Below are 20,767 nucleotides of genomic sequence, written 5' to 3' on the forward strand. Positions count from 1 at the left end.
TTACCTTGATATTTTTTCGTTAGTAGGTGACTTTAGTCAGACCGTAGCCAAGTACAAAGAAAATCACAGACAGAATGATCCACATGATCGTGAGGATACGTGTAGTCTGCAGAATTTTTTCACGCTGATATGCGGAAAGATCAGGGGTCAGAAGAAGTCTTCCGAACTTGCTGAAGTAGCTGCCGCAGAAGCCGCCGATGAGCACAGGGATAATGCCCCACCAGTAACTGAATCCGATCCAGCCGATTAAAACTCCTGAACCGACAAGAAAAGCAATAAGAATTGGGTACGCAAACATTGAATATAACCTCCACACAGCACTTTACCGCAATCGACCGATGTACACAAAACGGAGATTTCAAGGAGTACAAAAATGCCATAAAAAAACGCCGCGAAAAGCGGCGCTTTGGTGGTTAAATCAGTTTACTTGGTCAGATCGGCCGGTACTTTACCGCCGTTTTCAGCAAGTTTCCGCATTACGGCTTTGTGAAGCCATACATTCATTTGAGCATAATCACCGCCGATAAGATCTTTCGGGCATCCGAGCTCTTCAGCCAATGTTTTGCGGTTAGCTAGAGAGGAATCAATACCGAGAAGCTTCATCAAGTCAACGATAGAAGTTTTCCAGTTCAGATTAGCTCCGCTCTTGCTTGCGATCTCTTCGCATACTGCAATGACGTCAACGGTTTGGGGAGCTTCAGAAGCAGAGGCCTCGGGCGCAGCGGGTTCAGCTGCGGCTGGGGCTTCCGCGGCTGCGGCTTCAGTGCCGGCAACAGCTTCAACTGCCTTATCTTTCACTAAACCGAGTTTTTCCATGATTGTATTGAAAATGCCCATATGGCCTCCTGTATCTCAATGACTAATTAATCGGAACTACTGTGTTCTTGATTCTGAATATTACTCTCAGCCTCAAAAATGGATTGGTATAAACCCCGATTTAGGCAAAGGAAGCTGACTGCCTGAGATTAGATATTTATCGCAGGTCAGCTAAAAAGAAAATCACCCGGAATAAACAATCGGTAAACTTAGAGTCGGATTGCGAAAATATCAAAAAGAAGTTAATCAAAGGAGAATTCGCTTGTTTACGCTAACTCTGCTCATGGCTGCGGCATCTGTCTTTACAGCGGCAGTGTTTATCTATTGCTTTAAGAAGCAGAACGCGGGGCGGATTTCCTTTTCGATACTTCTTTTGACGGGCGTGAGCCTTATTGCCGCATCTGCCCTGTATGCGGGACTCGGCCGCTTCAGTGATTGGCAGGACGCTAAGGTTGAAACGCATATCGATCCTCGGCTTGCGGCAAAAATCACCGAAGCAAGAAGGGAGGTGCTGCGGTTTCCGGACAGTGCGGATAAGAAAATCGAACTTGGAAGACTGCTGCTTCAGGGCGGACGCTTTAGTGATTCGGCACAGGTATTTGAGCAGGCGATTGCCCAATACCCGCAAAGAGCTGATCTGTACGGATTAAAGGCAAGAGCGCTTTATTACGCAAACGGAAGAATAATCACGGACGATGTTCGGGAGAGCATTGATGCGGCCCGGGCGTTAATACCCGCGGAAGCTGAAAGCACGATGCTCGTCGCAGAAGACGCTTATCGAAGAGGAGACTACAGTGCCGCTGTAGAAGAGTGGCAGAAAGTGCTGAGATCCGGTTCAGCCGGGATCAATCGAGAGGCGGTAGCAAATGCGGTTAGAAGCGCACAGGCCAAGCTTCAGAAGTCAGAGCAAAAATAACAGACCGTTTGGATACCGGTGAAAGCGACAAAGAGGAGAATCACGTGTTACCAGAGTTAGGACATTTTCTTTTAATCCTTGCGGCAGTGATCGCTTTCGTTTTTCCATGGACGATACTCTACGGCGTGCTAAAGGGCCGCCCCGTGTTTACAGGCCTCTGGCGTCCCGCGGTTCTGACGGTGTTTGCCGGTCTGACACTTTCGCTCTTTTCGCTCGCATACGCTTTCCTGACCAATGACTTCTCAGTCACTTATGTCTCAGAGAACTCAAATTCGTACTTAGAGACTTTTTATAAAATCGCGGCGGTTTGGAGCAGTCACGAAGGTTCTATGCTGCTCTGGATTTGGCTGATTTCCTGCTGGACAACATTGTTTGCGCTTCTGACAAAGGAATCCGAAGAGGTGAAAGCGCCTGCCGTCGCTTCAGCGCTGCTGATTATCGGTCTGCTGTCTCTTTTTCTCGTTTTTACTTCGAACCCGTTTGCGCGTCAGCTCCCGATGGTACCCGCCGAAGGCAAGGATCTGAATCCGATTCTCCAGGACATCGGAATGATTTTTCATCCACCGCTTTTATTTTTGGGCTACGCAGGGATTTCTCTCTCGTTTGCTTTCTCAATCGGCTGTCTTCTTCGCAGGCAGCTGACTCCGGCTTCTCTGAATTCACTGACTAAAATTTCGGTCATAGCCTGGGGCTTCTTGACGGCGGGAAATGTTCTCGGTTCCTGGTGGGCTTATAACGAGCTCGGCTGGGGCGGCTGGTGGTTCTGGGATCCGGTTGAAAACTCCTCATTTATCCCGTGGCTGCTCGCAAGCGCTCAGCTTCACGCGTTTTTGCTTGCCCGTAAACGTCACAAACTCTGCAAGGGCGTGCTGTTTATCCCGATTGCCGCTTTTACCGTTTCACTCATCGGCACCTTTATTGTGCGCTCCGGCGTGATCCAGTCGGTTCACGCCTTCGCTTCCGATCCGAATAAGGGGCTCTTCCTGATTGCAATAACGGTGCTCATGGCACTGCCCGCGCTGATTCTTTTTGCCCGAAACGCGGTCTTTTTTAAGGGCGATACTTCAGAAATCAATGCTTATGATGCCGCCGTATCCATGGCTGTCATGATTCTTAGCGCGGCTGCGGCAGTGGTTTTATTTGGAACCGTGTTCCCGCTTATTTATCAGGGGTTCGGACTCGGAAGTCTGTCTGTCGGTGCTCCGTACTTTAATTCTATCTTCGCGCCGCTGACGATTGCCGCGGCTTTGCTGATCAGCGGCTTTACGCTGTTTAGACAAAGAGCCGCCGCGGTCGCAGCGGTTATTGCGGTAAGCGCTGCCTCATCTGCTGCGATCGTTTTTTTCCTGCATCCGAAGGAAGAGATTATGACGGCCTTCGCAGTCTTTGCCTGTGCAATGCTGTTTCTGAGTCTCATCACAGAGACGCTGATAAAACACGTCGGACAAAATTGGTTTGCGTTTCTCGCTCATTTAGGCATTGCGGTATCAATGGTCGGAGTGATCGGCGATACGCAGTTTCAGCAGGAGGCGCTGGTCCGAATGGGGCCGGGCTACGGAAGACCGCTCGGGGACTTTATCTTTGTTTACGACAGAACCGATAAAGTCGACAGCAAGTCTTTTTATGCGGCTGAGGGACGCATTATCGTGCTTGATAAGGATGAAAAAGAAATTACCGAGCTTCGTCCGCAGCGTCAGACGTTTAAGAGCAACGGAATGCAGATGACGCACGCTGGCATCAGCCACGGCCTGTTCCGTGATTTATATGTCTCAATGGGCAATCAGCTTTCCGCGGAAGAGTATCTGATGCGTCTGAATATTAAACCGTTGATGATATGGCTTTGGCTTGGCGGACTCTTGATGATATTCGGTCTTTTCTTTGCTCGGACGTTTAGAAGAGAAAAGGATCTCTCATGAAAAAAATTATCTATGTTCTGACATGCTGTTTGGCCTTGTGCTTCGCATCCCTGTCGTTTGCGGCGGTCTCGAGTGCTGAGATCCGCGCTCAGGCGATAGAAATATCCAAAGAGCTGAGATGTCCCTCCTCAATGACTCAGTCTCTTTATGAGTCGGAAGCGCCTATCGCGGCTGAGCTGAAAGGGCTTATCTATAAAAAGTTAGCGGCAGGGGAATCAAAAGAGCAGATTCTTACGTTTCTAAGCGAGCGCTATGGTGAGCAGATTCGATATGAACCAGCGATGAACGCTTCTACTGCAATGCTGTGGCTCTTTCCGGCGTTTTTATTTTTAACGATTTTCTTCTGGTTTGTCATCGCAGTCCTGCTCAGGAAAAAATTAAAGTAAGCGGGTTAATAAATCATGGGCGAAGTTCTGTGAAGAGAACGCAGAAAGCGGGATAATTATAGATTCGCACTATCTGTTTTTACTGTGAATATATAGAAAATGAAAACGCCCGATTCCGCGCGCATTCTCGAAATTCTAAAGCAGCTTTGCGCAATTGCTTCTGTTTCCGGTCGAGCCGAACAGGAGAACCGCTGCGCTCAATATATTGCCGATTTTCTTAATCGTCTCATCCCGGAATCCGAAGGCCGCCTCTCGGTCAGATTGGTTCCCTGTGAGGGAGACGCGCTGGGACGAAATGCGGTGATTGCCCTTTTGAGGGCTTCGCGGGCAACCGACAAGACGATTATTCTGACCGGCCATTTTGATGTTGTGGATACAGCGGTCTGCGGCGAACTTCGCGAGCAGGCTTTTAATCCCGACGCTTACACAGAATCTCTGAAAGGCTTCGCGATTTCTCAGGAAGCGAAGAAAGATCTGGAAAGCGGCAACTGGCTCTTCGGACGCGGAACGATGGATATGAAGGCGGGACTTGCTCTTTTTCTTGCCTCAATGGAGCAATGGATCAGAGACCGAGATCTCGCAGTCAACATTCTCTTTTGGGCGGTTCCGGATGAGGAAGCCAACAGCGCGGGCATGATCGGAAGTCTGAGAGCTTTCAGTGATTTATGCCGCAGTGAACATTTAAAGTGTGTTGCTGCGCTGACCGGAGAACCGTGTTTCTGGACTTCCGAGACGGAAATGACCGAAGCGGTTCGTCCATATTATTTGGGGACTACCGGAAAACTCATGCCGTTTTTCTATGCACTCGGGAAACCCGCACATGTCGGAAATTATTTCGAAGGCTTGAATGCCGCTCTCATGTTGAGTGAAATCGTTACCGAAGCGGAGACGGATATCAAACTCTTTGAAGGTGAGGGGCTTGATTTGCTTGCACCGCCGACCTGTCTGTATATGCAGGTCAGACGCGAAAGCTATTCGGTCACGCTGCCCGAAGCGGCAGTGGCGTACTTCAACGTTTTAACCGCCCGAAAAGATGTTGAAGACATTATGCGCTGGGCATGCCTGACAGCGGCGAGCGGAGCCGCAAAGACCAGAAGAAGAATCGAAGAAGCGCGCCTCTTTGCCCTCACAAAAGGCGCGGATTATCCAGATTGCCCGCAGGTGAATATTCTTCAGTACAAGCTTTTGAGAAAAATGGCGGTAGCCAAATGCAAAGAGCGTTTTGAGGAGGAACTGGCCGGTTTTTGGAAGAGTGTTCCTTCAGACATCGATGCCCGGGAAGCGGCGATCAAAGAATGCGAATGGCTGATCAGCAAAGCGAATCCGCCTCGTCCCGCGATCATTGTGGGACTTCTGCCTCCGTACTATCCCGCCAGGGTCAACCGCAGCGCCTCGGAAGAAGAGCGCGAGCTCAGAAGCCGGATGGAAGAAGTGGTGGCGCAGGCCAAAGAGATGAGTTCCGACGGTGCGGTGCGCATGCATGAGGTATTCGGAGGAATTTCCGATCTCTCGTTCCTCGGCTTCAAAACGCTGAACGAACAGGCCTTGAGAGCGGCGCCAAACATGGCCGGCTGGGGCAGAGTATTCCATCTTCCGACCGACATTGATTTCAGTGAAGAGATTCCGGTCGCAAATATGGGCCCCGCGGGCAGGGACGCGCATCAGATGACTGAAAGACTTGAGCTGGATTATTCGCTCAATATCGCGCCGAAACTGCTTTTGGAATTAATCCGCAAACTCTCCTAAAAACACCAAAGCCCGCTTGCTGCGGGCTTTAGTGACTGAGGACTGCGGAATTTACTGCGGCGCATCCCGCACCGCAGTAAACCGACTATTTGCCGAAGCTGTCCTTAAGGGCAACGGCAAGGTTGAATACGAGATTATCTGCGGAGAAGTCCTTCTGATCGGCGACATAGTAGCCGTTGCGCTCAAACTGGAAGCGATCTTCCGGTTTGGCAAGCTTCAGAGAGGGTTCAACGTAGGATTTGCAGACTGTCTTGCTGTCCTTATTGATGAGTGTGCGGAAATCTTCCTCTCCGCTGTCAGGTTTCGGAACGCTGAATAAGCGGTCGTACAGTCTGATCTCGGCAGGCAGCGCCTCCTTGCAGGAGAGCCAATGGATTGCAGCCTTCGTCTTGACGTTGTTGGCGCCGGCCGAACCGCTGCGGGTTTCCGGATAGTACTTGGCGTGGACTGTGACGACTTTGCCGTCCGCATCTTTTTCCACAGAGGTGGCTTCAACCACGTAGGCATGACGCAGACGGACCGGTATTGCGGGCTTCTCTGCAGTTGCCAGAGTAAGACGGCGATAGCCTTTCGGAGGATTTTCCGAGAAGTCGGAGCGCTCAATCCAAAGTTCTTTCGAGAACATCAGGCTGCGAGAGCCTCTTTCGGGATGCTGCGGATGATTCGGCGTTTCAACCTCTTCGGTCTGATCTTCCGGATAGTTGTCGATGACCAGTTTGATCGGGTCCTGTACGGCGATTCTTCTGTCAGCCTGAGCGTCAAGAACTTCTCTGAGGGCGCCTTCCAGCACAGAGTAGTCAATCCATGCACCGGTCTGTTTAGAAACGCCGATTCTTTCACAGAAGAGTCGGATCGCCTCAGGAGAGTAGCCGCGGCGGCGAAGACCGACGAGTGTCGGCATGCGCGGGTCATCCCAGCCGTCGACCAGACCTTCTTTGACGAGCGCGATCAGTTTGCGCTTGCTCATGACCACATAAGTTAAGTTCAGGCGATTGAATTCGTACTGATGCGGAAGCAGGAAGTAGTTAGCTTTGACCGTCTGACTCAGAACATCCTGAAGCAGCGGAGTGAAGACGGCCGGGTTTGCGCTGACCGCATCAAGAACTGTTTTAGCGGTTTCCGCGCTGAGTTTCGCCGGGTCTTCTTTGATCGCCGTCAGAATTTCAAAGACCTTTCTTTCATCAGCGGTCTGTCCGAGTTTCCACTTAAATTTGACCGCGGCTTCCATAAAGGGCTTCTGCGCTTCAAAGTCTTTGGCTGCAAGCTCACTGACATAAGCAGCGGCTTTTTCAAAAAGCGGAGCACGGGTGATCGGAATTGAGCGTTCGGTAGCCCAATTGTAGAAAGCGCGCTGATCTTCGAATTCCAGCGTGCAGATCGAGTGCGTAATATTTTCCAGAACGTCTTCGAGCGGATGCGCGAAGGTATACATCGGATAGATGCACCACTTATTGCCTGTGCGGTGATGTTCGGCAAAACGAATACGGTAGATCGCCGGGTCACGCAGATTGATATTGCGGGAAGCCATACCGATCTTGCTGCGGACAACCATGCTGCCTTCAGGATGTTTGCCTTCTCTCATCTCGCGGAAAATGCGAAGATTTTCTTCCGGAGAACGGTTGCGGTACGGAGAGTTGACACCGGGAGACTTGAGCGTGCCGCGGTTTTCACGAATTTCGTCTGCGCTCTGTTCGTCAACATAAGCGCAGCCGATCTTGATTAAATGCTCCGCGATCTCATACATGTAATCAAAGTAATCGCTCGCGAAGTAGTAGTTGATTTCTTTATCGTCTTTCCAATCAAAGCCGAGCCAATTGACAGAGCCTAAGATGGAGTCGACATACTCCTGATCTTCTTTGACGGGGTTCGTATCGTCAAAGCGCATGTGGCAACGGCCCTGATAGTCTTTGGCCAAACCGAAGTTAATGCAAATACTTTTGGCGTGCCCGATGTGAAGATAACCGTTGGGTTCCGGCGGGAAACGCAGACGAGCTTTGGCTTCGTCAACCGGTCCTTCCATTTGCTCGGTGTAGGTGCCGGGAGCGCCCCTCCAGTGACGGGGTTCATTTGTCCCCTGTTCCAGATCTTCGTTAATGATATTGCGAAGAAAATTTGTAATGTGGCTGGATGCCGTCTTTTCTGTAGTATCGCTCATTGTTTTCAATCGGTTTGAATAGATTCAGACTTTTTATTTTACCGTTTTAAAGACTGAATCGCCTTAATCTTCCTGGAATGCGGTTTCTCTGGTCTTCTTAATGCTCGGAAGCAGAATCAGAAGAAGCAGGAAGAGCGCGAACATCAGAAGCACAAGTGAGATCGGACGTGTCAGGAAGGTCGTCGGGTCACCGCGGGAGAGCAGCATGGCTCGGCGAAGGTTTTCTTCCATCATGGGTCCGAGGATGAAGCCTAAGATCAGAGGCGCCGGTTCACATTTCAGTTTGTAGAAGAGGTAGCCGAGGGCGCCGCAGACAATCGTGATGTAAACGTCAAACGGATTGTTATTGATGGAGTACACGCCGATGCAGCAGAAAGTCAGAATCATCGGGTAGAGCAGACTGTAAGGAATTCTGAGCAGCTGCACCCAGATGCCGATTAGCGGAAGATTCAAAATGACAAGCATCAGGTTGCCAATCCACATGGAGACAACCAGCCCCCAGAAGAGGGAGGGGTTGGAGCTCATCACCTGCGGGCCCGGTGTGATGTTGTGAATCATCAGGGCGCCGATCATCAGCGCCATTGTGGCGTTGCAGGGAATGCCCAGCGTCAGCATCGGAATAAAGCTGGTCTGCGCTCCGGCGTTGTTTGCGGATTCGGGGCCCGCGACGCCGGCAATGTTGCCATGGCCGAAAGGCGGTTTCGCGTTCTCGCCTGCGACTTTCTTTTCCAGTGTGTAAGACGCGAAAGACGCAAGCAGAGCGCCCCCGCCGGGAAGGATGCCGAGGAAAGAACCGAGCAGGGTTCCGCGTGTAATGGCGGGCGCAGCTGCCTTCAGCTCCTTAAACGAAGGCCAAATAGAGCCCACTTTCTCTGTTAAAGATTCTCGGGTTTCACCTTTGGAAAGGTTCACGATAATTTCGATGAATCCGAAGAGACCCATGGAGATTGCGACGAAGTCGATGCCGTCCTGAAGCTCGGGCACGCCAAAGTCAAAGCGGAACGCGCCGGAGTTGACGTCAGCGCCGATAATGCCGAGTAGCAGACCGAGGATGATCATGGCAAACGCCTTGAGAACCGAGCCGTTGGCAAGAACAACCGCTCCGACAAGGCCGAGCACCATCAGACTGAAGTATTCCGCAGGGCCGAATTTAAAGGCAAGTTCGATCAGCGGGGGAGCGAATGCGGCAACGAGAACCGTAGCAAAGCAGCCTGCGATAAATGATCCGATGGCCGAGAGCCCGAGGGCGGTGCCGGCCTTGCCTTGACGCGCCATCTGATACCCGTCAAGACAGGTCACGACAGAAGCAGATTCTCCCGGGAGGTTGACGAGAATAGCTGTTGTGGAACCGCCGTACTGAGAACCGTAATAAATGCCCGCGAGCATAATCAGCGCGGAAGTCGGATCGAGAGAGTAGGTGATCGGGAGCAGCATCGCGAGAGTTGCGACGGGACCAAGACCCGGCAGAACCCCGATCAGCGTACCGAGCGTGACGCCGATGAAACAGTAAAGAAGATTGTGCAGCGAGAGGGCGGTTGTGAAGCCGATCGCAAGATTATTAATTAAATCCATCTCAGACCTCTCGAATTATTGAACCAGGAAGGCTGGCCAAATCGGTACCATAAGGTTGAGCCCGAAAACGAAAATAAGCCAGACAAGCGCGCTGAGAAATACGCAGAGAATCAGCGTCGGCTTCCAGCGGAAAGGCAGATTGCCGAAGGAGGACAGAAATACCATGATCGCGGTCGCCGGAATCAGTCCGGCCGGCCGCAGCAGTACCGCAAAAATAGCGACGGAGCCGAGAATGACGATAAAACTGTACCAGTCAAATCGGCCGAACTTTCCGCCGTCATCTTCTTCGCTTTTGAAAAGAAGCGATTTCAGCGTGATTAAGAGACCAAGGAGGAACAGAAATCCGCCGAGGAGCATCGGAAAATATCCCGGCCCCATTCGAGAGGCGGATCCGAGTTCGTAATGCGTGATGGAATATAAACAGAAGAATGCGCCGAAACCCATAAATAAAAGGCCGGCCCAAAAATCTCTTTGGTCTTTAATCATGACTGCAAAATAAAGAAGAAGGCTGCAAAACAGCCTTCTGAGGTTAAAGATAAAAATGGTTAGTCGATTTTAGCGCCGCTTGCCGCAACGATCTTCTTGTACTTAGCCATTTCTTCTTTGACAAAGCTGCCAAGTTCGGCCGGTGTTCCGGCTTTTTCCTGTGCGCCCATGGTTTCAAAGCGCTTGGCCATGGACTGAGATTTGATAGCTTTGACAAATGCTTTGTTCAGCTTATCGAGCTCTTTCTGGTTCAGACCTGCGGGAGCGAAGAAAGCGTACCAAGTGGAGATATCAAATCCGGGCACTCCGGCTTCAGCCATTGTCGGAACATCCGGCAGGGCAGGCGCTCTGAAGCTTGTTGTGACGGCAAGCGGAATGAGTTTGCCGGCTTTGATGTCCGCGGAAGCGGAGGCAAGATTGTCAAAAATGAGGTCGGTATCACCGGCGAGAACACTCATTCTCGCAGCGGCTGCGCCCTTGAACGGAATATGGACGAGCTTGATGCCGGAATCGGCTTTCAGCAGTTCGCCCGACATGTGGCCGGCTGAGCCGTTGCCGCCGGAGGCGTAATTGAGTTTGTCCGGGTTCTTTTTAGCGTAAGCGATCAGGTCTTTGACGTTCTTGATACCGGTTTCTTTAGAGAACTTGGGTGTAATGACAAGAACGTTCGGAGTCTGAGCGATCAGAGTGATCGGAGTGAAGTCCTTAATCGGGTCGTAAGGAAGCTTACTGAAGAGATTCGGGTTCACCGCGTGTGTGGCCAGGGCGCCCATGACAATGGTCTTGCCGTCCGGAGACTGTTTGGCGACATAGTCAACACTGATGTTGCCGCCGGCACCCGGCTTGTTTTCAACAATAATATTTCCGAGATCGGCGCGGGCTTCTTCTGCAACAGCTCGGGCGGTCACGTCAAGCGGTCCTCCGGGAGGATAAGGAACGATGATGCGGATCGGATCGTCCGCGAAGGAAATTCCCGGGATAAGAGCGGGGCCCATGGCGGCAGCGCCCATGAGGCAGATTTTTCTTCTAGTAAATGTCATTTCTCACCTATTAGTAGGAAGATTTGTTAAAAAGCAGATACAAGCCTGCATTCTCAACATTCTAAGAAAAAAATACCTCTCTATCTGAAATATTAATGAAAAGACACTCGGCGACTAGGGTAAAACAGTATATTTTCCCTTTTTTATTCCGTATTTTGGTAAAAATTCTCATTATTGCAGATTTTTGTGACTGATTTTTTGCTGAAAAGAAAGGATACGAGAGTTTTTCTCATTGCGCACAGCTTGTGTTTTGCGTTCTAGTGATCAGAGAAGGAGGGAGCTGCGCTCATTTACTTATGCGCGCAGTGTGTTTCAGGCGCATTTAAGGAGAAGAAATTACTATTTTAGCGTCAGGAGAAACGCGGTACTTAGCTTTAAATCCGCTTGTGCTCTTGGAGGATGGAGCGTAGTCCTTTCGGGTTGACGATATGGACGTGCTTTTGATGGATTTCAATTAGTCCGAGTTCTGTGAATTTGGAAAGAGCACGGCTGATGGTTTCCAGTTTTAAACCTAAGAAGCTGCCGATATCGGCGCGCGTCATTCTCAGGACAAACTCTGTGCGTGAGAAACCTCTGGCTTCAAAGCGCTTGGACAGGCTGAGAAGAAAAGCGGCAAGCCGCTCAGTAGAGCTCATGGAGCCGAGCATCAGCAGATTATGGTGCTGCAGAACGATTTCCCGGCTGAAGAGTCGGCGCACATGCGAATCAATCGCCGGGCTTTGTCCGCAGAGGGCTTCAAGGTCTTCATAGGGCATGACGCAAACTTCGCTGTCCTCCAGCGCGGTTGCGGTGCATGTATGAAAGCCGTGGTATATGCCGTCAATGCCGAGCATTTCGCCGGACATATTGAATCCGATGACCTGCTCTCGGCCTTCGTCGGTGACAATGGAGCTTTTGACGGAACCGAGCTTGACGATATACAGAAAGCGGAGCGGATCGCCGGCATGGAAGAGTCGGCTGCCCTTACTGATTTTTTTGTTGAAGGTGATGATGTTTGAACAGTTAACGAATTCTTCGTTCGAGAGGCCTTCGGGCAGACAGAGCGTTTTTTGTTTGCAGGCGCTGCAATCGGGCGGCAGGAAGGGTGTTTCGTTAAGTTCGGTTAAATTCATCACTTGTATGATTGCTGTGCCGAGGTTTGTCTTAGACTCACGGAATTTATAAACAATCCGCTGGATAGTCTGCAATAGACTGATGCGGTGATGATATCAGAACTTAGTTAATTTCAATAGCCTTTAGAGGCGAAGGAAAACGATGAAAAAAAACTCACTCCTATCGGTAGAATTTCCTGATCTGGAATTGCTGCAGCGATTCGATGTTCCGGGTCCGCGCTATACGTCATATCCGACTGCGGACCGTTTCAGCAAAGACTTCGGCGCAAAGGATTTTGAGTCGGTTTTGGCTGCTCGTCCCGAAGGCAGAGACCTGTCCATCTACGTGCATATCCCCTTCTGCTCGAACATCTGCTATTTCTGCGGATGCAATAAGGAAGTCACGAAAGACCATTCCCGTTCCAAGGAATACATTGAAGTGCTCGCTATGGAATGCGACAACGTCGCGAAGGTCCTCGGCGGAAGCAGAAAAGTTGAGCAGCTTCATTTCGGCGGCGGCTCTCCGACCTTCCTGAATAACGATGAAATTCTCGAGGTCATGCGCGTCATTACGGAGCGTTTCCCTCTAGCCGAAGGAGCGGAAGTTTCGGTTGAAGTCGATCCGAGAACGACTCCGGTCGATAAAGTCGCCGCGCTTGCCAAGGCCGGCTTTAACCGCATGAGCGTGGGTGTTCAGGATTTCAACGAACGTGTTCAGATTGCGATTAACCGTGTTCAGCCGTTTGAGCAGACTAAGGCGGTTTTTGACGCGGCAAGAGCCAACGGTTTCCACTCTATTAATATGGACCTTATCTACGGTCTTCCCTTCCAGAGCAGAGAAACCTTTGCGCACACGCTTGACAAAGTAATTGAGCTGAGCCCTGATCGTATTGCGCTGTACCACTATGCGCACCTGCCCGAACATTTCAAGGCGCAGAGAAGAATTAACGCGGCGGACCTGCCTCCTTCTCCGGAGAAAGTCGGCATTATGATGGATGCGATCACCCGTCTGTCCAAATCCGGCTACCACTATATCGGCATGGATCATTTTGCCAAACGCACTGATGAGCTTGCAAAAGCTCAGGAAGAGGGCACTCTGCAGAGAAATTTCCAGGGCTACTCCACAAAACCTGAGTGCGACATGGTTGCGCTCGGCGTTTCTTCGATCAGCAAGGTTCACGGCTGCTATGCGGCAAATCCCCGCGAGCTGCCTTCTTACTATGAAAAAGTCCGTTCCGGCGCTCTTGCGACGGTACGCGGCTATCTTCTCAATGACGACGACAAACTGCGCTCAAAAGTCATCATGGAATTGATGTGCCAGTTCAGAGTTGTGAAAGCGGACATTGAGAAGCAGTTCGGCATCAATTTCAACGAATACTTCGATTTTGAGCTGAATAATCTCAAGCATTTTGAGAAAGAAGGATTGGTAACGCTCGCCGAAGACGCCGTCTCGGTGACTCCAAAGGGCAAACTGCTTGTCCGTGCTGTGGCGATGAATTTCGACCGCTATCTGCGCGAGGATGAACGAGTCAGACGTTACTCCCGTATTGTCTAGGTCAGCTGACCACAGGAAAGAGCCGCTTCGAGCGGCTCTCTTTAATTCTTCTGTGCAAAGCCGTCTTTCTTTATAGATTGTCAGCAGCCGTTCTGATCGGATGTGTCCGTGTTTACAGCGGCAGCTTATTATTTTGAGCTCTGAGATTGTCGCCTTAAAGACGGTGATGCAGAAGGCTGTCTGATAAAATATATAAATCGTGTTGCTGAAAAATTCAGCTTTTTTTGAGAAATTACAAATGTTCACTGCATCAGAAATTCGATCGACATTTCTGAAGTTTATGGAGTCCAAGGGGCATACGATTGTTGCCTCCAGCCCTGTTGTTCCCGGAGATGATCCGACTCTGCTCTTCACGAATGCCGGTATGAACCAGTTCAAGGATGTTTTCCTTGGATTTGACAAGCGTCCCTACAAACGTGCGACGACCAGTCAGAAGTGTGTTCGCGCAGGCGGAAAACATAATGACTTGGAAAACGTCGGCTATACCGCCCGTCACCATACTTTCTTTGAAATGCTCGGCAATTTCAGCTTTGGTGATTATTTCAAGCGCGATGCGATTAAGAACGCATGGGAGCTGCTGACACAGCACTTTATGCTTCCGCCGGAAAAGCTTTGGGTCACCGTGTACGCGGAAGACGATGAAGCCTATGACATTTGGAACAAGGAAGTCGGCGTTCCTGCTGAACGAATCGTTCGTATCGGCGACAACAAAGGCGCTCGTTACGCTTCCGACAACTTCTGGATGATGGGCGACACAGGTCCATGCGGCCCTTGCTCTGAAATTTTCTACGACCACGGTGAGGATGTCGCCGGAGGTCCTCCGGGAAGCCCCGACGAAGACGGCGACCGTTACATTGAAATTTGGAACCTCGTGTTCATGCAGTTCAATCGTGATGAAAAAGGCGAAATGCATCCGCTGCCCCGTCCGAGCGTTGATACCGGCATGGGACTTGAGCGTATTTCTGCGGTTCTGCAGCATGTTCATTCCAACTATGACATTGACCTTTTCCAGAACCTGATGCGTGCGGTGGTTAAGGCGGTTGAAGAAGCGGGCGGTGAAAACGTCGATCCGAATTCGCCTTCTGTCAAAGTCATTGCCGACCACATTCGTGCTTGTACCTTTATCATTGCTGACGGAATTCTTCCCGGCAATGAAGGCCGCAGCTACGTGCTTCGCCGTATTGCTCGCCGCGGTATGCGTCACGGCTTCAAACTTGGCGCCCGTGATCTCTTCTTCAGCAAGCTGGTTAAAGCGGTCGCCAAAGAAATGGGCGATCAGTATCCTGAAACCCGTAATCCTCATATCGAAGAAGTCCTGCGTCAGGAAGAAGTTCGCTTCTCCCAGACGCTTGCCAAGGGTCTTGATATTCTTAACGAAGCTCTTGTTGACGGAACCAAGGTTCTCGGAGGCGATGTCGCGTTTAAGCTTCACGACACCTATGGCTTCCCGGTTGACCTGACTGCGGACGTCTGCCGTGAAAGAGGCGTGACGGTTGACTTCGAAGGCTTTGACGCGGCGATGGAAAAACAGCGTGAAAAAGCCAGAGCGACCGGTAAATTCAAGATGGCTCAGGGCCTTGAATATGAAGGCAGCCCGACGGAATTCCTCGGCTACAAAACCCTTGCGGTTCACGCCTGTCGTGTAGAAGCAATCTACAAAGACGGCGAGCCGGTGAAAGACGCAGATGCCGGAGATGAAGTGGTTGTTGTCTTTGACAAAACTCCTTTCTACGCTGAAAGCGGCGGTCAGATGGGCGACAAGGGAGTCTTTAAAAACAATACAACTATTCTGAAAGTTGACGACACCTTCAAGATCAAAGCGGATGTGTTTGGTCATATGAGCTATGTCGCCGAAGGCAGTGTCAAAGTCGGTGATCTTTTCAGCGCCAAAGTTGATGAAGAAAACCGAGAAGCGACAGCCAGAAACCACTCTGTGACGCACCTGATGCACAAGGCGCTGCGTGAAGTGCTCGGTCAGCACGTTCAGCAGAGAGGCTCGATGGTTAACGGCGATCGTACCCGCTTTGACTTTGTTCACACCAGCCCGATGACTGCAGAACAAATTCGCGAGGTCGAAGACATCGTTAACAAAGAGATTCTGCGCAACACAGCGACACACGTACGCGTCATGCCTCTAGATGAAGCCAAGAAGACAGAAGCGGTCATGCTGTTCGGTGAGAAATACGGCGAAAACGTTCGTGTTTTAAACATTGGTTCTAGCTGTGAGCTCTGCGGTGGTACTCACGTCCAGAGAACCGGCGACATCGGCATGTTCAAGATTGTTTCCGAGTCCGGTATTTCCGCCGGCGTCAGACGTGTAGAGGCTGTGACCGGTATGTCCGCGCTGCGTTATACACAGAAGCAGGAAGCCATTATTCATGAAGTCGCCGAAGAGTTCAAAGCGCCGACAGACGAAGTGGTCTCCAAAGTTGTTGAAACCGTTGACCACCTCAAGCGTGCGGAAAAAGAGCTCGACACCATCAAGGTTCAGCTTGCACAGGCAGGCGCTTCCAGCGTTGCAGCCAAGGCTGAAGATATCGGCGGCGCCAAGCTGCTGGTGACGGAAATGAAAGGTGTTGAGACCAAAGCGCTTCGTGATTCTGTTGACAGTCTCAAAGATCAGCTCAAGAGTGCTGCGGTTGTGCTTGTTAAGGTCGAAGGCGGCAAAGCAAGTATTGCGGTCGGCGTGACCAAGGACCTGGTTTCCAAGGTCAAGGCCGGCGATGTCGTTAAGTTCATCGCTGAAAAACTTGGCGGTAAGGGCGGTGGTCGTCCTGACTTTGCACAGGGCGGCGGAAACGCTCCGGCCGATTTAAGCGCGCTGCTTGCTCAGACTAAAACGTTTGTCGCTGAAAAACTGCAGTAAGCAATAGAGCTTTAAAGACCCGCTTCGGCGGGTTTTTTTATGTCTTGAAAGTTTAGAAAACAGCTTCGTCCTGTACTGAATAAACTTTTGAATGCGTCCTAAACAGCCCATCAACTGTTTAGGATTGCCTGAGGCCTCCAGGGCATTATTTTCACGGAGGCAGAGTAAAGCGAAGGCAAAAACTTATTTACAGAGCCTCGACGTCCGTCTCGTCGCTGAACGAGGCTGAACATCTCTCGGAAGCAGAGAAAACCTAAGTGCTGGAAACCGGTTTCAATGGATTAAGCCTAAACGTAAATAAATATGTCTAATTTAAATATGCACTGTTTGAAGACAACCCCCTGTACCACAACGTGTTGTTAATATATTGAAAAATATACAACCCTGAAATCTAATAAAATAGTTATATATAGAAAATTAGATAAATCGAAAACTGAAGAGGTTTCATTTGTTAACAATGAAAATAATAAAAATCAAGTGTTGAAGCGTGTTATCCCATGTATTTCATAGGGAAATCATCTTAATTAATAAATAATTAATTCTTTTGCGAATATTAATTGTTTGAAAAATATATCAATAACTAATTGAATATAAACGAATATTAATATTATGTCGAACAAATAACACGAATATTGGGGAATACCCGTTTTTTGACTGGGATATTTAACTAGTATCACCTAAAAATCATAAAACGTAAGATGGAGCTGTGGAATTGTGGATGTCTCATCATCGTTTGCTTTCCCATTTTGCCTCATCGAAGACAATGGGCTGGATCTCCTCTTCACCTTATTCAGTTCGGCGTCTCCAAAAGGAGAACATCATGTTATTTAACTCTAGTTTTACTGCTGCCGCGATTGCGGCTGCAGCTACGCTTGCGGCGACTGGAGCTTTTGCCCAAGAGGGCGGCACCCCGCTGCCGCCTCCGAAGGTCAATGCGATCACACAGAAAGTATTGGACAACCCTGATTTAACAGAACCGACAAAAGGTATTCGTACCTTGCAGGACTACATCGTTCAGGAAAAAGAAATGTGGGAATTTCTTTTCCAGAACCATCCGATTTTTGCCACATACAGTAAAGACGGCAGAGTTGTCGGAACACCCGCTATCTCAACGCGCGGATCTGAATATTTAGGCGAAGGCAATGCACAGAAGTATTCATCGCATCAGCCGGGCAACCGCCCCATGGCGTCCCAGTATCGCCTCGGCCAGCGAAGCATTCTGGACTTCCCGAATAAATTCGTCGGTCCTGAAAAGTGCGGTGAATGTCATGCGATTCAGTACGAACGTTGGAAACGCTCCCGTCACGCTCAGACCGTCCGCTTCCCCGGAGAACATCCCGAAGTTGACAACGATCTGAAGAAAAAGCTTTATGGCTCTGACGCTTCCATCCTGCCTGACGGCATCACACCGGATGTGATTTACGCCACAATCGGTACGCCGCGTACTAAATACGGCTACATCGACGGATGGCTCGTCCGCGGTTCGTATCACGTCAGAGACGGTTTGCTCAAAGACGGAACCGGTAAGGTCGTCGCCGGCGGCAACCAGTTCTCTCGCGGCTGGGCTGAATGGCTGACGCCGGAAAGAGCGAAACAGATCCATGCCGTGATTCCGGATTTCCCGGTTGAACTGAAAGACTTCGGACCGTCTGCCTCTCATCAGTGGGGTATGACTTCCTACGGTTCAACTTACGAAGGCAAACTGCTCTTCCAGTCGGCAACATCCTACTGCGAAGTCTGCCACGCCTTTAAGTTCGACTTTAAGGATAAGAAGGAATTCTTCGCCGCTTTAGGCAATCCGAAAGAACTTCAGAAACACACCATTTCCAAGGGCATCTCCTGCGAAGAATGTCACGGTGAAGGCGGCCACTTGGTCGGCAACACCAACAACATGAGCACAAACTGCGATCGCTGCCATCAGCGCCTGAACTTCATCGAAGACGAAGTTAATCGTCCCGATGCACAGGGCAAGCTCGAACGCGCGTTCAATGCTAAGACAAAATCTTCCTGCCCGTCCTGCGGTACAGAAGGTGCTCAGCTTTTCATGTCCAAGCACTACGAAAAAGGTATGCGCTGCGTGACATGCCACGACCCGCACGAAGTGACCAGCAACGATTGGAAGTCCGGCGTAACACGTCCGGCTATCCGTCAGAACTGCCAAGACTGCCACACTGTACAGGCTGAAATGGTTGCGAATGCCGACACACACAGCAAGGTTGACTGTATCGCCTGCCATATGCCGTTCACGATGAGCTGCGAAAACTTCACAGCGATTCAGCGTCCTGATATGGCCGGTTTCGACGCCGTTCGCCGCTCTCACCTCTTCAAGATCGAAGTTGATCCTGAGAAGAAGATGATGAATCCGGCTCCGGGTCAGTCCCGCGCTTCCAACTCTAAGGGCTGGCGTATTGCCCGCGACGAAGAAGGTCACGGCTACGTTGACCTGATGTGGAGCTGCGCACGTACATCCATCGCTGACTTCACAGTCGTTGAAGGACAAGGCTGCCACAGCCCGTTCCAGTCCGAACTCGATCAGGGCCTGATCTATCAGGACCAGAAAGAGATTTACGGCGAAGTTATGAAGTGGCAGAACCCGATTAAGGAAGGCCATAAGAAGAATGTCGAAGCTCAGACTCGTATCAACAAGCTTCTTGAAGTGACGAAGCTGACGCCGGAACAGAGAACTGAAGCCATGCTTCTTCTCGACAAGGCTGCCGACATTATCAAACAGGTCGAAAAAGATGGTTCTTGGGGTGTCCATGCGTTCAATTACACGAAACAGCGTGTTGATACCGCCCAGGCTTACCTCACGAAAGCTCAGTCCATTATTGACCAAGGCGGTTACGTCAAGGCCTCTGCAGCTAAGTAGTAGTTAAGCACAGTGTTAAATGCGCTATGGGCTTCGGCCCATAGCCCAATCGAAGTAAAAATGATGAAATTGAAGTTAATTGGGTTGGTGTTCTCCTCTGCAATGCTCCTGTTCGCTCCTGCCGCTCACTGCGGCGGGGGAGAGGAGCTGGTTGAAGCACCCGTTTATGACGAGCTCCTTAACCAAATATCCATGCGCGAAGCAGAAATGCTCTGGCAGGCCGGAGTTCCGTTCTATGACGTCAATACCCTTGAAGTTTGGACAGAGGGATTCATTCCGGGCGCGATATTTTTCAACGTTCGTGATTGGAAAAAACTCCTTCCGGCCGATAAAGACAAAACCATTGTTTTCTATTGCGCTAACAAACTTTGTACTTCCAGTGAAATGGCTGCCCGAGAAGTGATGAAGCTTGGGTATACGGATGTTCGGCAGATGCCGGACGGCATTGACGGCTGGAAGCTTTCCGGCCGAAAAGTAGAAAAACCGTAAGTGCCTCTCATCATTGAAGCATCAAACTCATTTATGAAAGAAGTGATTATGTTGACCCTAAATAAAACATTACTGTCAGTCTCCCTAGCCTTTGCTCTTGCAGGAACGGCTTTTGCTCAACCGATGGACCAGGAGGCTAAAGAGTCTTACAGCTTAGGGGCCTCGGTAGGAAACTACTTATCCTCTCAGATCTACAAACAGACCGAGCTCGGAGCCTCCGTCAATATGGATCAGGTGATGGCCGGCCTGCAGGACGCGATGAAGAACAAGAGCAAACTCAGCGAGGATGAAATGCTTCAGGCGTTAAACACCCGCGCAGAGAAGCTCAACAAGCTCTTTACCGACAAACTGAATAAGATCAAAGAGACAAATAGAAAAGCGAGCAGCGACTATTTGGAAACCAATAAGTCTAGGAAGGGCGTCAAAGTAACGCCTTCAGGCCTTCAGTATGAAGTGAAGAAGGAAGGCGCCGGACCCCAGCCTAAAGAGGAAGACATCGTCACGGTGGATTATTCCGGCAGATTGATCGACGGAAAAGTCTTTACCAGCCCTGACGGGAAGGTTAGAGAAGAGAAGTTTGTCATGATGACGCTGATCCCCGCGCTTAAAGAAGGTTTGACAATGATGAAAGAGGGATCGACTTACACGTTCGTCGTCCCGGCCTCGTTAGCCTATGGTGAAGAAGGCGCCGGAGACATTCCGCCCGAATCAGCTCTTATCTTCGATGTAACACTGAAAAAGGTTGAAAAGCCGGGTGCGAATAAGGATGCAGCAATGCCTGCCGGCCATCCCAAGATGGCTTGGCCGCATGGCTAAGCATCATAACCGCACTATCCGAACCTAACGTTCGGAAACCGCTCCGCC

At 50.4% G+C, this 20,767-nt stretch carries 16 protein-coding genes; 9 read left to right on the forward strand and 7 right to left on the reverse strand.

Going from position 1 to position 20,767, the window contains the following annotated elements:
• Positions 1 to 19: 19 nt before the first annotated feature.
• Complete coding sequence (locus NFR90_RS02970) at positions 20 to 298, reverse strand: lysine transporter (protein WP_251450570.1); 279 nt, start codon at positions 296 to 298, stop codon at positions 20 to 22.
• Positions 299 to 423: 125 nt separating this feature from the next.
• On the reverse strand, positions 424 to 837 hold the full coding sequence (locus NFR90_RS02975; protein ID WP_251450572.1) for a DUF3597 domain-containing protein: 414 nt from the start codon (positions 835 to 837) through the stop codon (positions 424 to 426).
• Between the two features lie 241 nt (positions 838 to 1,078).
• On the opposite strand from NFR90_RS02975, the gene NFR90_RS02980 reads away from it, so the two are divergent.
• The 4 genes from NFR90_RS02980 to NFR90_RS02995 all read left to right on the forward strand — a co-directional run bounded on the left by NFR90_RS02980 (position 1,079) and on the right by NFR90_RS02995 (position 5,780).
• Entirely contained in the window at positions 1,079 to 1,732 is a 654-nt protein-coding gene (locus NFR90_RS02980; RefSeq protein WP_251450574.1) for a tetratricopeptide repeat protein, read from the forward strand.
• A 44-nt stretch (positions 1,733 to 1,776) separates the two neighbouring features.
• A complete protein-coding gene (locus NFR90_RS02985; protein WP_251450576.1) occupies positions 1,777 to 3,648 on the forward strand; it encodes a heme lyase CcmF/NrfE family subunit in 1,872 nt (623 codons plus the stop codon).
• On the forward strand, positions 3,645 to 4,034 hold the full coding sequence (locus NFR90_RS02990) for a cytochrome c-type biogenesis protein (RefSeq protein WP_251450578.1): 390 nt from the start codon (positions 3,645 to 3,647) through the stop codon (positions 4,032 to 4,034). Before NFR90_RS02985 ends, NFR90_RS02990 begins: the two co-directional genes overlap by 4 nt.
• Positions 4,035 to 4,133: 99 nt before the next feature.
• On the forward strand, positions 4,134 to 5,780 hold the full coding sequence (locus NFR90_RS02995) for a M20/M25/M40 family metallo-hydrolase (RefSeq protein ID WP_251450580.1): 1,647 nt from the start codon (positions 4,134 to 4,136) through the stop codon (positions 5,778 to 5,780).
• An 85-nt stretch (positions 5,781 to 5,865) separates the two neighbouring features.
• Here NFR90_RS02995 and NFR90_RS03000 read toward each other — a convergent pair whose 3' ends face one another.
• The 5 genes from NFR90_RS03000 to NFR90_RS03020 form a co-directional block, all read right to left on the reverse strand.
• The gene (locus NFR90_RS03000; protein ID WP_251450582.1) at positions 5,866 to 7,935 is read right to left on the reverse strand and encodes a glutamine--tRNA ligase; all 2,070 of its coding nucleotides are present in this window, start codon (positions 7,933 to 7,935) and stop codon (positions 5,866 to 5,868) included.
• Positions 7,936 to 7,998: 63 nt separating this feature from the next.
• The gene (locus NFR90_RS03005) at positions 7,999 to 9,507 is read right to left on the reverse strand and encodes a tripartite tricarboxylate transporter permease (RefSeq protein ID WP_251450585.1); all 1,509 of its coding nucleotides are present in this window, start codon (positions 9,505 to 9,507) and stop codon (positions 7,999 to 8,001) included.
• Positions 9,508 to 9,522: 15 nt separating this feature from the next.
• A complete protein-coding gene (locus NFR90_RS03010) occupies positions 9,523 to 9,993 on the reverse strand; it encodes a tripartite tricarboxylate transporter TctB family protein (RefSeq protein WP_160334933.1) in 471 nt (156 codons plus the stop codon).
• Positions 9,994 to 10,052: 59 nt separating this feature from the next.
• Entirely contained in the window at positions 10,053 to 11,033 is a 981-nt protein-coding gene (locus tag NFR90_RS03015) for a Bug family tripartite tricarboxylate transporter substrate binding protein (protein ID WP_251450616.1), read from the reverse strand.
• A 374-nt stretch (positions 11,034 to 11,407) separates the two neighbouring features.
• Complete coding sequence (locus NFR90_RS03020) at positions 11,408 to 12,145, reverse strand: cyclic nucleotide-binding domain-containing protein (RefSeq protein ID WP_251450618.1); 738 nt, start codon at positions 12,143 to 12,145, stop codon at positions 11,408 to 11,410.
• A 142-nt stretch (positions 12,146 to 12,287) separates the two neighbouring features.
• Between NFR90_RS03020 and hemN the strand changes: the two genes are divergently transcribed.
• The 5 genes from hemN (at position 12,288) to NFR90_RS03045 (ending at position 20,719) form a co-directional block, all read left to right on the forward strand.
• Positions 12,288 to 13,679, forward strand: a complete 1,392-nt coding sequence (gene hemN, locus NFR90_RS03025) for an oxygen-independent coproporphyrinogen III oxidase (protein WP_251450620.1) — start codon at positions 12,288 to 12,290, stop codon at positions 13,677 to 13,679.
• A gap of 238 nt (positions 13,680 to 13,917) precedes the next feature.
• The gene (alaS, locus tag NFR90_RS03030; RefSeq protein ID WP_251450622.1) at positions 13,918 to 16,545 is read left to right on the forward strand and encodes an alanine--tRNA ligase; all 2,628 of its coding nucleotides are present in this window, start codon (positions 13,918 to 13,920) and stop codon (positions 16,543 to 16,545) included.
• A gap of 820 nt (positions 16,546 to 17,365) precedes the next feature.
• Entirely contained in the window at positions 17,366 to 19,414 is a 2,049-nt protein-coding gene (locus NFR90_RS03035; RefSeq protein WP_251450624.1) for a cytochrome c3 family protein, read from the forward strand.
• Positions 19,415 to 19,477: 63 nt separating this feature from the next.
• Positions 19,478 to 19,903 (forward strand): rhodanese-like domain-containing protein, encoded by a 426-nt coding sequence (locus NFR90_RS03040; RefSeq protein ID WP_251450626.1) that lies wholly within the window; start codon positions 19,478 to 19,480, stop codon positions 19,901 to 19,903.
• A 33-nt stretch (positions 19,904 to 19,936) separates the two neighbouring features.
• Positions 19,937 to 20,719, forward strand: a complete 783-nt coding sequence (locus NFR90_RS03045; protein WP_251450628.1) for an FKBP-type peptidyl-prolyl cis-trans isomerase N-terminal domain-containing protein — start codon at positions 19,937 to 19,939, stop codon at positions 20,717 to 20,719.
• Positions 20,720 to 20,767 lie beyond the last annotated feature (48 nt).

It is taken from the genome of Parasutterella muris, from assembly GCF_943193095.1.
GTDB classification, from domain to species: domain Bacteria; phylum Pseudomonadota; class Gammaproteobacteria; order Burkholderiales; family Burkholderiaceae_F; genus Parasutterella; species Parasutterella muris.